The sequence below is a fragment of the Streptomyces sp. CT34 genome, from assembly GCF_000805335.1.
GTDB lineage: Bacteria > Actinomycetota > Actinomycetes > Streptomycetales > Streptomycetaceae > Streptomyces.
The window spans coordinates 5,189,853-5,202,681 of the sequence record NZ_KN708638.1 but is presented as its reverse complement, the minus strand read 5'-3'; the positions used below and the strand labels follow the sequence as shown (position 1 = coordinate 5,202,681).

Genomic DNA, 12,829 nt, shown 5'->3' with positions numbered 1-12,829 from the left:
CGGCGCCATACGCTCAGCACTTTATCCACAGAGATACGTCCCGGAGAACACGTTCTGGGCTACTCGTCTCGGCCGCTTGCCCGACAGGGAAACACCGCATACCGCCGAAGCGGCATCCATCGGAACACCCGCTTCCGTACGGACCCTTGACAGCCGCATTGGTCTGGACCACCTTGTACGGCAAGCCCAGGGGCCCCTGAGCGCGCAACCGCACCACCCCCAACTTCCCCCCACACGGAGGCAGTCGTGGTCCGCGCACGAAAAGGAACAGGGACAGCAGGAGCCGCCGGAAGGCTGCTGGCCGGGCTGACCGCCGCGCTGCTGGCAACGGCCGGCACCGCCGCGGCGGGCACCGCGAGCGCGTACGGAGCGCACCCCGCCGGGCACCCGGCCGGGCGCCCCGCCGCCGTCCCCAAGCACGCCGTCACCGGCTACTGGCAGAACTTCAACAACGGCGCAAAGGTGCAGAAACTCAAGGATGTCGACCCCGCCTACGACATCATCGCGGTCGCCTTCGCCGACGCGGCCGGAAAGCCCGGCGCGGTCACCTTCAACCTGGACCCGGCCGTCGGCTACGCCTCCGCCGCCGACTTCACGGCGGACATCAAGGCCAAGCAGGCGGCCGGCAAGTCGGTGGTCATCTCGGTCGGCGGCGAGAAGGGCTCGGTGTCCGTCAGCGACGCCGCCTCCGCCGGGAACTTCGCCGACTCGATCAACGGCCTGATGGACCAGTACGGCTTCAACGGCGTCGACATCGACCTGGAGAACGGCGTCAACTCCACCTACATGACGCAGGCCCTGAAGGCCATCCACGCCAAGCACAGCGACGTCGTGGTGACCATGGCCCCGCAGACCGTCGACATGCAGTCGGCGCAGACCGAGTACTTCAAGACGGCCCTGGGCATCAAGGACTTCCTGACCGTCGTCAACACGCAGTACTACAACAGCGGTTCGATGAACGGGTGCGACGGCAAGGTCCACTCCCAGGGCTCGGTGGACTTCCTGACCTCGCTGGCCTGCATCCCGTTGCAGGGCGGGCTCGACCCGTCCCAGGTCGGCATCGGCGTACCGGCCTCGGCCAGCGCGGCGGGCAGCGGCCATGTCGCCCCGTCGGTGGTCAACGCCGCCCTGGACTGCCTCACCGCGGGCACCAACTGCGGCTCCTTCAAGCCGTCCAGGACCTATCCGGGGCTGCGCGGCGCGATGGCCTGGTCCACGAACTGGGACGCCGCGAACGGCAACGAGTTCGCGAGCCAGGTGGGCGGGCACGTCCACGGCCTGCCGTAGCCCGGCTCCCCAGGACGCCACCCCCAATGGCCAGGTCCCGCGCACCCGGTGCGCGGGACCTGGCTCCGTACCGCTCGGGGCTGCCCCCGGTGCCGCTGCGGGCTACCCCCGGCCGGGCCCGCGGGTCAGCGGCGGACGCCCGACGGCTTGGGGAGCGTGCAGCCCGCGGCGTTCAGGTCCAGCTTGTTGCCGGCGCCGAAGCACTTGGGGATCCCGTAGGTCTCCTCAGCGTAGTTGGTGCCCTTGTGGACCGTCACATTGCCCTGGTCGTCCACCTCGCAGGGGTTGTTCTCGGTGCACCGCTCGCCGTTCTCGTTGCCCGTGTTGTTGATCGCGGCGACCTTGCCGGTCTTGTTGTCGACCACCGGCGAGCCGGAGGTGCCGCCGATCGTCTTGCACTCCGGGGTGTAGCGGACCGAGTCCTTCCAACTCCAGTCGCCCTCCTTGAGGGTGGGCACGAAGCCGTCGATGCTGCACGTGTAGGTCTTCTTCCAGTAGCCGGACACCACGGTGATCCCGGCGCCCTTGGCCGGGTGGTCGGTGGCCAGCTCCAGCGGCTTGACTCCGTACTTCTGCGCGATCTCCGCGTACGTCGAGCCGGTCTGGTACAGCGTTACATCGGTGTTGGTCATCGTGGCGTACGTGACCTTGGTGGCCTGGATCTGGCCCAGTTCACCCGCCGACTTGTCCAGGACGGTGAAGGAGCGGCTGGACGGCTGGTCGACTATGACCTGACCCGCGGAGGGCATACCGCTCTCCAGGCAGTGGCCGTTGGTCATCACCAGCGCCGGGTCGCTCTCCTTCGAGGTGGGCATCTTGACGATCGAGCCGGAGCAGTCGTCCAGCGCGACGGTGCCGGCGAAGTCGACCGCCTTCGTCCGGAGCGCCGGCTTGTGGTGCGCCGGCGCGTGGTGCGGGGCGGTGCCCGCCGGTGCGGCACCCGCGGGTGCGGCGCCTGCGGGTGCGGCACCGCTCACCAGGGCTGCGGCTCCCAGCACGGTGGTGGCCAGGGTGCCGACGAGAGGTCGATACATGTGGGGGGTCCTCTCAGCTTCTGTTCCGAAGTCCGTTGGCGACAATTCCGTGCCGCCACTTCGGCTTTGTCGTGCGCATTGTTGGCCGCGGCGGTCCGGCCGGCAACAAATTTCCGGTAATCGATGGCAAGTTGACGGATACCCGGCGCCGCGTACGGCGCATACCACGTTCTCCTTACCCCGCACCCGCCCCTCCGCCACCTCGGCCGGGCCGCGCGCCCCCTCCTCGAACTCGTCCTCCTGGCCAGGGCGTTGCCCCTAGACGAGCAGGCTGACGACCCCGGCCATCGCGAATCCGACGACGGACAGTACCGATTCCAGTACGGTCCACGACTTCAGGGTGTCGCGCTCGGAGATCCCGAAGTACTTCGACACCATCCAGAACCCGCCGTCGTTGACGTGCGAGGCGAAGATCGAGCCAGCAGAGATCGCCGTGATGACCAGCGCCAGACGGGCCTGGGACAGCCCCTGTCCCGCCACCAGCGGCAACACGATCCCGGCCGTGGTCACGATCGCGACCGTCGCCGAGCCCTGGGCCACCCGCAGCACGAGCGAGAGCAGGTAGGCCAGCACGATGACCGGCAGTCCGACGTCGTGGAAGGTGTCGGACAGGGCGGTGGCCACCCCGCTGCCCTTGAGCACGGCGCCGAATATCCCGCCCGCGCCGACCACCAGCAGGATGTTGCCAACTGGCTTGAGAGAGGCGGTGGAGACCGCTTCCAGGGAGGTGCGGGACCAGCCGCGGCGGATGCCGAGCAGGTAGTACGCGAGCAGCAGCGCGATCGTCAGGGCGACGAAGGGGTGGCCGAAGAACTCGATCACCGAGAGCGCAAGTGGTGGGGGTCCCCCCTGCACGGAGCTTGTCGAAGTACTTGGGGGAGGGGCCGGCACGACGGAGGAGAAGGTCGCCAGGAGGATCAGCGCCAGCGGCGTACCGATGACGGCGAGGACGGTGGCCAGGGAGACCGGCTTCTCCCGGTGCCGGCCCCCGGCAGCGGTCCGCTCGGCGTCGACCGCGGCCCTGGCCTCCGCGGCGGCCTCGGCCATCTCGTGCGGAACCGGGACGAAGAGGCGGTTGCCGATCCAGGCGGCGTAGCCCCAGGCGGCCAGGACCGCGGGGAGACCGCAGACCGCGCCCATGAGGATGAGCCAACCGAGGTCGACCCTGAAGAGTCCGGCGGCGGCCACCGGACCCGGGTGCGGCGGCAGGAAGGCGTGCGTCATGGAGAGCCCGGCCAGCAGCGGCATGGCGTACAGCACCATGGACCGGCTGGTGGGGGTCCCCCCTGCATCGGAGCCTGTCGGAGATGCTTGGGGGAGTTTCGCGGCGGCGTACACGATCGGTGCCAGGACGAAGATGCCGACGTCGAAGAAGACCGGGATGCCGAAGACCAGGCCGGTCAGGCCCATCGCCAACGGGGCCCGCCGCTCGCCGAAGAGGGCCAGCAGCCGGGAGCTCAACACCTCGGCACCGCCGGAGACTTCGAGGATCGCGCCGAGCATGGTGCCCAGGCCGATGATGATGGCGACATGCCCGAGGATCCCGCCCATACCGGACTCGATCAGCGAGACGACATCGGACTTCTGGACCGTGCCGAAGAGTTCGGTGACGGAGAGGCCGGCGGCGAGTCCCACGGCGATGGAGACGCCCAGCAGCGCGACGAATGGCTGGAGCCGGGCCTTGATGATCAGGACGAGGAGCAGCGCGATACCGAGGGCGGCGACCGTCAGCAGCCCCGCGGTGCCCGGTATCAGGGCGAGCAGTCCGCCGGTGTGCGGCGGGGACGGTGGGGTGGGGGCCGCGGCAGCGAGGAACATGGTGACTCCGTTGTCGGGCAGGGGCCCGGAGACCGGGTTGGCCCTGGTGAGCACGGTCCAGGCAGGGGGGACCGCGGCACGGCGTCCCGGTGGTACGGGACGCCGTGCCGTGCGGCGAACGGTGCGCGGAGGTCAGCGCCGACGGCCGGCCGGGCCAGGGCCTGTCCGGTGGGTCAGGCCCGGGGAATCCGATGGGTCAGGCCCGGGGAATCCGGTGCCTCAGCCCAGCACCGCGAGGGCGTCGATCTCGATGAGCAGGCCCTTGGGCAGACCGACGTAGACGGTCGTGCGGGCGGCGGGGGCCTCCTTGAGCCCCTGCTCCTCGAAGTAGGCGTCGTAGATCTCGTTCATCTCGGCGAAGTGCGCGACGTCGGTGAGGTAGACGCGCACCATCATCGCGTCGTCCCAACTCGCGCCGCCCTCTTCGAGGACGGCCTTGACGTTGGCGAGGGTCTGGAGGGTCTGCGCGCGCAGGGTGGGGCCGGCCGGGGTGGGGGCCCGGCCCTCGACGGCGGGCAGGAAGCCGACCTGGCCGGCGACCTGGAGGATGTTGCCCTTCTTGACGCCGTGGGAGAACTTGGCGGGCGGGGTGGTGTGGGTGGCCGGGGTGAGGGCGGTCTTCTCGCTCATGCGTGTCCTTCGGACGTCCTTCATGGGGCCGGCCGGGGGCCGGCGTTGGCGGTACCGGAGTACTCCCGGCCGATGGCGTCGGCGGTCCGGCGCACCAGCGGGAGCAGCGTGAGGAGTTCCTCCGCGCTGACGACGACGTTCGGCGCGGAGACCGACATGGCGGCGACCGCGCGGCCGTCCGCGCCGCGGATCGGGGCGCCGACGCAGTTGATGGACTCCTCGTGGCCACCGAGGTCGGTGGCCCAGCCCTGTTCGCGCACCTTGGCCAGCTCGGCCAGGAAGGCCGCGGCATCGGGTGTCGAACGGGACGTGTGGCGGGGGTAGTCGAGCCTCGAAGCGAGGGCGCGGCGCTCGGGCTCGGGCAGGTCGGCGAGGAGCAGTTTGGCGACCGCGGCGACGGTGATCGCGACGGGCTTGCCGATCCGCGAGTACATCCGGACCGGATAGCGGCTCTCGACCTTGTCGATGTAGAGGACCTCGTTCTCCTCGTGGACCGCGAGGTGGACGGTGTGCCCGCACTGCTTGTTGAGCTCGACGAGGTGGGGGTGGGCGATCTCGCGGACGTCGAGGTGCTCGACGGCTTCCTGGGCGAGCGCGAAGAGCCGGGCGCCGAGGCGGTAGCGCTGGTCGGGCTGACGGTAGACGAGACCGTGCTCGTGGAGGGTGCGCAGCAGCCGCAGCGCGGTGGACTTGTGCACGCCGAGCCGGTCGGCGACCCGGCCGAGGTCGGCGGGGCCCTCGGCGAGCAGCGGCAGGATGCTGAGCGCGCGGTCGACGGTCTGGCTCATGCCGACACTCCCCCAGTCTCCGACCGGGGGTACCCCCACGCTTCGCTCGGCTCGCATTCGCTCAGCGCGCACCCTTCCATGATTCGCTCACCACGCTCGCTCATGTGCCTGCCTCGCTTCGCCCGGCCCCGTATGCGACGGGGGCGGGCCTCTCGACTGGGACGCACCTCCCGACGGGGGCGCACCTCCCAACGGAGACGCACCTCCCCACGGAGACGCACCTCCCCACGGAGACGCAACTCCCGGCAGTTCTCTCGCTGCGCTCGTTCACGGCGTACACACCTCCCGGTCCACGGCCTCCATGGCGTCCGTCCAGCCGGGGCCGAGGTGCAGTGTCCCCCAGGCGGCGTCGTCGAGCCCGGCGAGCCGGTCGGCGAGGGCCCGGGACGGCGGGGCGGCCAGGTCACCGGTGACGGTGAGGGCGGCGGCGGCCCACAGGTGGCCGTGCCGGATCCGGGAGCGCAGCGGCAGGCCGCGGAGGGTGGCGGAGAGGAACCCGGCCGCGAAGGCGTCGCCCGCGCCGACGGCGGCCACCACGTCGACCCTCAGGGCCGGAACGCCGACCACGTCGTCGCCGGCGCCGCGCCCGCCCGGCCCGGCAGCGCGCCCGCCCGGCCCGCCGGCGCGCCGGAAGACGGTCGCGCCGCCCTTCCCGCGCTTGACGACCAGGATCTCCGGCTCCGGCAGCGCCGCGCGCACGGCCCGGCCGCCGTGCAGCCCCCAGGCGTCCCGGGCCTCGTCCTCGCCCACGAACACGATGTCGGCGCCGCGCGCCAGGTCGAGCAGAACCCGCGGCCCCTGTGCGTCGGCCCACAGACGGTGGCGGTGGTTGACGTCGAAGGAGACCAGCGGGCGGCCGTCCGCCGCCGGGCGGGCGGTGAGTTCGCGCAGCAGGGCGAGGCAGTCGCCGGAGAGCGCGGCGGTGATCCCGGACAGGTGCAGCACCCGGCCGGCGCGCAGCGCGGCCAGGTCCATGGTCGCCGGCGACATCGCGGACGCGGCGGAGCCGGAGCGGTAGTACGCGACCTCATGGGCGTCGGTGTCGCGGTCGCCGGCGGTGCGGAAGTAGATGCCGGTGGGGCGGGCGGGGTCGCGCCGGACGCCGCCGGTGTCGACGCCGTACGCCCCGATCGCCCCGACGAGATGGTCGCCGAAGCCGTCGGCGCCGACCCGGGAGATCCAGCGGACGGTGTGGCCGGCGCGGGCCAGGGCGCAGGCGACGTTGGACTCCGCGCCGCCGATGGCGCGCTCGAAGGCGGGCACGTCGGCGAGCCGCCCCGGCGCGGTGGGCAGGAAGGTGACCATGGACTCGCCGAGGCAGACGACATCGGCGTCCGGGGCGGCGGTGCCGTCCGGAGCGGGGGTGCCGCCGGCGTTCGAGGACCTGGTCACGATCGGTTGCGCTCCCTCACTGTGCCGCTGTGCCGCCGTGTCGCTGCACCGCCGTCTCGCTGCGCCGCTGCGCCGTTGTGCCGCCGGGGCGGGCCAGGGTCCGGCCGCGCCACGGGAGTTCCGCCCGGACTTCCGCCGGGCACCCGACGGGCCGCCCCGCCCGTCGTCAACTGCCGTTCCCGGCAGGCTTCCCGGCGTCATTTCCGCACGCCGTTCTCGGCGCCGTTCCCCGCGTTTCGCCACCATTGACCGGGCGATGGCTCGGATGTTAGACAGCTATAAGCGATATGCGCAACGGGTGTTGCAGAGCATGCAACATACTGATCGAGGAGGCTCCATGGCCGGCGGGCGGCTCGCGCAGGGACTCAAGAACCTCGCGGACGAGAAGGTCGATCACCGCTTCAAGGCACTCCCCCCGGACGCCGACGGGCGCACCCTCGGCGACCTGGCAGCCGAGCGCCGCAACCTCTTCACCGGCGGCTTCACCACCCCCGTCCTGGCCCTCTCCGCCGAGTCCGTCGAGCACAACCTGGCCCTCATGGAGACCTACGCCGCCCGGCACGGCCTGGCCTTCGCCCCGCACGGCAAGACCTGTATGGCGCCGCAGCTCTTCGCCCGCCAACTGGAGCACGGCGCCTGGGGCATCACCGCCGCCGTCCCCCACCAGGCCCGCGTCTACCGCGACTACGGCATCCAGCGGATCTTCCTGGCCAACGAGGTCGTCGACGCCGCCGCACTGCGCTGGCTGGCCGGCGAACTGGACGCCGACCCGGACTTCCGCTTCATCTGCTACGTCGACTCGCTGCGCGGTATCGAGCTGATGGACGCCGCCCTGCGCGCCGCGGAGGCCAGCCGCCCCGTGGACGTCGTCATCGAACTGGGCGCCGGCGAGGGGGCCCGCACCGGGGTCCGCACCGAGGCCGAATGCCTCGAACTCGCCGACGCCATCGCGGGCGTGGACACCCTCCGCCTGGTCGGCGTCGCCGGCTACGAGGGCGAGGTGCCGCAGGCCGACCACGAGAAGGTCACCGCCTGGCTGCGCCGACTGGTCCGGCTGGCCGCGGAGTTCGACGCCTCCGGCCGCTTCGCCGACCTCGACGAGATCGTGGTCAGCGCCGGCGGCAGCGCCTGGTTCGACGCGGTCTCCGACGTCTTCGCCGAGCTCCCGCAACTCTCCGCGCCGGTCCTCAAGCTGCTGCGCTCGGGCGCCTACGTCTCGCACGACGACGACCACTACCGCCGCCTCACCCCCTTCAACCGCGTACCGGAAGAGGGCGCCCTCCAGCCCGCGTTCCGCCTCTGGGCCCAGGTCGTCTCCCGCCCCACTCCCGAGCAGGCGTTCCTCAACGCCGGCAAGCGGGACGCCCCGTACGACCTCGGCCTGCCGCGGGCGCAGGTCGTCCGGTCCGGCCGGGACGGCACGCTGCGGCCCGCGGCCGGCATCACCGTCACCGGACTGTCCGACCAGCACGCCTGGCTCGGCACCGAGCACGCCGGCGACGTGGAGGTCGGCGACTGGGTCGGCCTGGGTCTGTCGCACCCCTGCACCTCCTTCGACAAGTGGCAGCTGATTCCGCTGGTCGAGGCGGACGGCACCGTCGTCGATTTCATCCGCACGTTCTTCTGATACCCGCGGGGGTGCCGCCGCCGGCCCCGGCACCCCCGGAAAAACCCTGATCCCACCCCGACCCCGCCTCCGGGTCGGCCCCTGACCCACCCTCCGGAAAGGCGGCCCGCCCATGGACACCGTGCTCCGCGGCGTACGCGTCGTCGACGGGTCCGGCGGGCCGTCCTACCGCGCCGATGTCGCCCTGGCCGGCGGCCGGATCGCCGAGATCCACCGCGAGACGGACGGCGGCCCGCGCCCGGCCGCCGCCCGCGTGGTGGACGGCACCGGCCTCGCCCTCTGCCCCGGCTTCATCGACATGCACGCCCACAGCGACCTCGCCGTGCTCCGCGACCCCGCGCACACCGCGAAGGTCGCCCAGGGCGTCACCCTCGAAGTCCTCGGCCAGGACGGGCTGTCGTACGCCCCGGTCGACGACCGCACGCTCGCCGAGGTGCGCGCCCAGATCACCGGCTGGAACGGCGGGGCGCCCGGCGACACCTCGGTCGCCTTCACCTGGCGCACCGTCGGCGAGTACCTCGACCGCCTCGACCACGGTTTCGACGGCGCCGGCATCGCCGTCAACGCCGCCTACCTCGTTCCCCAGGGCACGGTACGGATGCTCGCCGTCGGCTGGGACGACCGCGCCGCCACCGCCGGCGAGCTCGCGCGGATGCGGCGGCTGGTCGCCGAGGGCCTGGAGCAGGGCGCCGTGGGCCTGTCCTCCGGCCTCACCTACACCCCGGGCATGTACGCCTCGGACGCCGAACTGACCGAACTGTGCCGGGTGGTGGCCCGCTACGACGGCTACTACTGCCCCCACCACCGCTCCTACGGGGCGGGCGCCCTGGAGGCGTACGCCGAGATGATCGCCCTCACCCGCGCGGCCGGCTGCGCGCTGCATCTCGCGCACGCCACCATGAACTTCGGCGTCAACGAGGGGCGGGCGCCCGAGCTGCTGGCCCTGCTGGACGAGGCCCTGGACGACGGCGCCGACATCTCCCTGGACACCTATCCGTACACCCCCGGCTGCACGACTCTCGTGGCGATGCTGCCCAGTTGGGCCGGTGAGGGCGGCCCCGAGGCGGTTCTCGCGCGCCTGCGGGACGACGCGACCGCCGCGGCCATCCGGCACGCCCTGGAGGTGACGGGGTCCGACGGGTGCCACGGCGTCCCCATCGCCTGGGACACCATCGAGATCTCCGGCGTCGCCGACCCCGCACTGGCCGGCCACATCGGCCGGACCGTCGCCGCGCACGCCGCCGAGCGCGGCGAGGATCCCTGGACCACCGCCCGCCGGCTGCTGATCGACGACCGGCTGGGCTCGACGATCCTCCAGCACGTCGGCCACGAGGACAACGTCCGCCGGATCATGCGGCACCGCGTCCACACCGGCGGCAGCGACGGCATCCTCCAGGGCCGCAAGCCGCACCCCCGGGCGTACGGCACCTTCCCCCACTACCTCGGCAGATACGTCCGCGAGCTCGGGGTGCTGTCCCTGGAGGAGTGCGTGGCGCATCTGACCTCGCGCCCGGCCGCCCGGCTGCGGCTGCCCGACCGCGGTCTGGTCCGCGAGGGCTACCGCGCCGACCTGGTGCTCTTCGATCCGGACACGGTCGCCGCCGGCGCCACCTTCGAGGCCCCGCGCACCCTGCCCGCCGGCATCCCGCACGTCCTGATCGACGGCCGCTTCGTCATGGCCGACGGCCGGCGCACGGACGTGCTGGCCGGCCGGGCGGTCCGGCGGACCCCGGGACGGCGCTGAACCGACCGCCGTGCGCGGAACCTCCGGCAGCCGCCCCGGACCGTCACCCCACGTGAGGAACCCCACGCCGTCCGCGGATGACGTGGGGAAAAACACCGGGCGGGCGCCGGTACGCGCCCGTAAAGTGGCCGTCATGCAGGTGATCCAGTCAACGAAGCTCGCCAACGTCTGCTACGAAATCCGCGGCCCGGTCCTCGAGGAGGCCATGCGGCTCGAAGCGGCGGGTCACCGCATCCTCAAGCTGAACACCGGCAATCCGGCGGCGTTCGGCTTCGAGTGCCCGCCCGAGATCCTGGAGGACGTGCTCCGCTCGATCGGCACGGCGCACGGCTACGGCGACGCCAAGGGTCTGCTCTCCGCCCGCCGCGCGGTGATGCAGCACTACCAGACCAAGGGCATCGAACTCTCCGTCGACGACATCTACCTGGGCAACGGCGTCTCCGAGCTGATCCAGATGTCGATGCAGGCGCTGCTCGACGACGGCGACGAAGTGCTGGTCCCGGCCCCGGACTACCCGCTGTGGACGGCCTCGGTCTCGCTCTCCGGCGGCACCGCCGTGCACTACCGCTGCGACGAGCAGGCGGACTGGATGCCGGACCTCGCCGACATCGAGCGCAAGGTCACCGACCGCACCAAGGCCCTCGTCGTCATCAACCCCAACAACCCCACGGGCGCGGTGTACGACGACGAACTGCTGCGCGGCATCGCGGAGATCGCCCGCCGGCACAACCTGATCGTCTGCGCCGACGAGATCTACGACAAGATCCTCTACGACGGCGTCACCCACACCCCGTTCGCCGCGCTCGCCCCCGACCTGCTGACGCTGACCTTCAACGGCCTGTCCAAGGCGTACCGGGTCGCCGGCTACCGCAGCGGCTGGCTGGCGGTCTGCGGCCCCAAGGCGCACGCCGCCTCGTACATCGAGGGGCTGACGATCCTGGCGAACATGCGGCTGTGCGCCAACATGCCGGCACAGCACGCGGTCGCCACCGCCCTCGGCGGCCGGCAGTCGATCAACGACCTGGTGCTCCCCGGCGGCCGGCTGCTGGAGCAGCGCGACACGGCCTACGAGGCCCTGCTGCGCATACCGGGCATCAGCTGCGTCAAGCCGAAGGGCGCGCTGTACGCCTTCCCGCGGCTGGACCCCGCGGTGTACAAGATCAAGGACGACCGGCAGATGGTGCTCGACCTGCTGCGCGCCGAGAAGATCATGATCGTCCACGGCACCGGCTTCAACTGGCCCGAGCCGGATCACTTCCGGCTGGTCACCCTGCCCGGCAAGGACGATCTGGCCGAGGCCGTCACCCGAATCGGCGCCTTCCTCGACGGTTACGGACAGTACTGAACCGCAGCGACTTCTATACAACCCACAACTTTAGACTCTGTCCAAGCTAGGATGGCCTCCTAGATGTTTCCAGGAGGCCGTCCCATGTACGAACCGATCCGCACCAAGTCGGTCCACAGCATGGCCGCCACCCCGGTGGTCCCGCACCGCTCCCGCGAGGAGGAGCTGGACATCCGGCTGGCCGGGCAGCTGACCGCACTGCTCACCGTCACCGACGAGCTGCGCGCCCTGGCGACGTCCAAGGGCGAGCGCGCCGCGCTCTCCGACGCGGCCGACCGCATCGCCGAGGAGGTCGCGCGGCTGACCGGCGGCCACCACCCGCTGCGCGCCGAACCCACCGGCGGCGACCCCGCTCGCCTGCCGGCCCTCCGGCAGCGCGCCCGCACCCTCGCCGGGAACGCCCTGGCGGTCGCCACCTCCCGGGACGACACCGCGGCCATCGCCCTGGCCGGTGAGCGGCTGGCCGCCCATGAGGCCGGCGGCCGGGACCTCGCCACGGCCTGAGGCCCGCCCCCGACCGCCCGCCCCTGACGGCGCGCCGGAAACGGGCCGGGGCCCCGTGCACCGGGCACGGGACCCCGGACGGGCGCCGCACGACACGGCCGCGCCGCGGACTAGCCGAGGCGCTCGACCAGCGCGCGGTACTCGTCCCACAGCTCCTTGGGGGTGTGGTCGCCGAAGGTGTTGAGGTGCTCGGGGATCAGCGCCGCCTCCTCACGCCAGATGTCCTTGTCGACGGTGAGCAGGAACTCCAGGTCGGCATCGGAGAGTTCGAGGCCGTCGGTGTCCAGCGCGTCCTTCGTGGGCAGCACGCCGATGGGGGTCTCGACGCCCTCGGCCCTGCCGTCCAGCCGCTCGACGATCCACTTGAGCACCCGGCTGTTCTCGCCGAAGCCCGGCCACACGAAGCGGCCCTTGGCGTCCTTGCGGAACCAGTTGACGTAGTAGATCTTCGGCAGCTTGGCCGGGTCCTTGTCGGCGCCCACCTTGATCCAGTGCGCCATGTAGTCGCCCATGTTGTAGCCGCAGAACGGCAGCATGGCGAACGGGTCCCGGCGCAGCTCGCCGACCTTGCCCTCGGCGGCGGCGGTCTTCTCGGACGCCACGTTCGCGCCGAGGAAGACACCGTGCTGCCAGGTCAGCGACTCGGTCACCAGCGGAACG

11 protein-coding genes are annotated in these 12,829 nt (G+C 71.9%); 5 read left to right on the top strand and 6 right to left on the bottom strand.

The genetic code is table 11. The features are described 5' to 3' along the window. The first annotated feature begins 246 nt into the window (after positions 1-246). A complete protein-coding gene (locus RZ84_RS22800) occupies positions 247-1,287 on the top strand; it encodes a chitinase (RefSeq protein WP_241777816.1) in 1,041 nt (346 codons plus the stop codon). A 125-nt stretch (positions 1,288-1,412) separates the two neighbouring features. On the opposite strand, the gene RZ84_RS22795 is transcribed toward RZ84_RS22800, so the two are convergent. From RZ84_RS22795 to RZ84_RS22775, 5 genes are all read right to left on the bottom strand, one after another. After that, entirely contained in the window at positions 1,413-2,321 is a 909-nt protein-coding gene (locus RZ84_RS22795) for a S1 family peptidase (RefSeq protein ID WP_043265847.1), read from the bottom strand. Between the two features lie 258 nt (positions 2,322-2,579). Then, positions 2,580-4,139: a GntP family permease gene (locus RZ84_RS22790; RefSeq protein WP_043270587.1), complete on the bottom strand. Its 1,560-nt coding sequence runs from the start codon at positions 4,137-4,139 to the stop codon at positions 2,580-2,582. A 219-nt stretch (positions 4,140-4,358) separates the two neighbouring features. Further along, entirely contained in the window at positions 4,359-4,769 is a 411-nt protein-coding gene (locus tag RZ84_RS22785; RefSeq protein ID WP_043265846.1) for a RidA family protein, read from the bottom strand. A 20-nt stretch (positions 4,770-4,789) separates the two neighbouring features. Continuing rightward, the gene (locus tag RZ84_RS22780) at positions 4,790-5,557 is read right to left on the bottom strand and encodes an IclR family transcriptional regulator (protein ID WP_043265845.1); all 768 of its coding nucleotides are present in this window, start codon (positions 5,555-5,557) and stop codon (positions 4,790-4,792) included. 267 nt (positions 5,558-5,824) lie between these two features. After that, positions 5,825-6,949 carry a sugar kinase gene (locus RZ84_RS22775; RefSeq protein ID WP_043265844.1) on the bottom strand — a complete coding sequence of 375 codons (1,125 nt, stop codon included), beginning with the start codon at positions 6,947-6,949 and terminating at the stop codon, positions 5,825-5,827. Positions 6,950-7,286: 337 nt separating this feature from the next. Between RZ84_RS22775 and RZ84_RS22770 the strand changes: the two genes are divergently transcribed. The 4 genes from RZ84_RS22770 (at position 7,287) to RZ84_RS22755 (ending at position 12,169) form a co-directional block, all read left to right on the top strand. After that, positions 7,287-8,576, top strand: a complete 1,290-nt coding sequence (locus tag RZ84_RS22770; RefSeq protein WP_043265843.1) for an amino acid deaminase — start codon at positions 7,287-7,289, stop codon at positions 8,574-8,576. Positions 8,577-8,688: 112 nt separating this feature from the next. Beyond that, complete coding sequence (locus tag RZ84_RS22765) at positions 8,689-10,320, top strand: N-acyl-D-amino-acid deacylase family protein (RefSeq protein WP_043265842.1); 1,632 nt, start codon at positions 8,689-8,691, stop codon at positions 10,318-10,320. A gap of 133 nt (positions 10,321-10,453) precedes the next feature. Beyond that, positions 10,454-11,665: a pyridoxal phosphate-dependent aminotransferase gene (locus tag RZ84_RS22760; RefSeq protein ID WP_043270585.1), complete on the top strand. Its 1,212-nt coding sequence runs from the start codon at positions 10,454-10,456 to the stop codon at positions 11,663-11,665. Positions 11,666-11,749: 84 nt separating this feature from the next. After that, positions 11,750-12,169 (top strand): SCO4983 family protein, encoded by a 420-nt coding sequence (locus tag RZ84_RS22755; protein ID WP_043265841.1) that lies wholly within the window; start codon positions 11,750-11,752, stop codon positions 12,167-12,169. A gap of 110 nt (positions 12,170-12,279) precedes the next feature. On the opposite strand, the gene RZ84_RS41565 is transcribed toward RZ84_RS22755, so the two are convergent. After that, positions 12,280-12,829, bottom strand: a 550-nt coding sequence (locus RZ84_RS41565; RefSeq protein WP_241777815.1) for a phosphoenolpyruvate carboxykinase domain-containing protein, incomplete at its 5' end; no start/stop codon positions are given.

Bases quoted from the DNA above. Each gene is read 5' to 3' on its own strand.
- RZ84_RS22755 (WP_043265841.1), top strand. From the start codon at position 11,750: ATGTACGAACCGATCCGCACCAAGTCGGTCCACAGCATGGCCGCCACC.
- RZ84_RS22790 (WP_043270587.1), bottom strand. From the start codon at position 4,139: ATGTTCCTCGCTGCCGCGGCCCCCACCCCACCGTCCCCGCCGCACACC.
- RZ84_RS22770 (WP_043265843.1), top strand. From the start codon at position 7,287: ATGGCCGGCGGGCGGCTCGCGCAGGGACTCAAGAACCTCGCGGACGAG.
- RZ84_RS22780 (WP_043265845.1), bottom strand. From the start codon at position 5,557: ATGAGCCAGACCGTCGACCGCGCGCTCAGCATCCTGCCGCTGCTCGCC.
- RZ84_RS22765 (WP_043265842.1), top strand. From the start codon at position 8,689: ATGGACACCGTGCTCCGCGGCGTACGCGTCGTCGACGGGTCCGGCGGG.
- RZ84_RS22760 (WP_043270585.1), top strand. From the start codon at position 10,454: ATGCAGGTGATCCAGTCAACGAAGCTCGCCAACGTCTGCTACGAAATC.
- RZ84_RS22785 (WP_043265846.1), bottom strand. From the start codon at position 4,769: ATGAGCGAGAAGACCGCCCTCACCCCGGCCACCCACACCACCCCGCCC.
- RZ84_RS22795 (WP_043265847.1), bottom strand. From the start codon at position 2,321: ATGTATCGACCTCTCGTCGGCACCCTGGCCACCACCGTGCTGGGAGCC.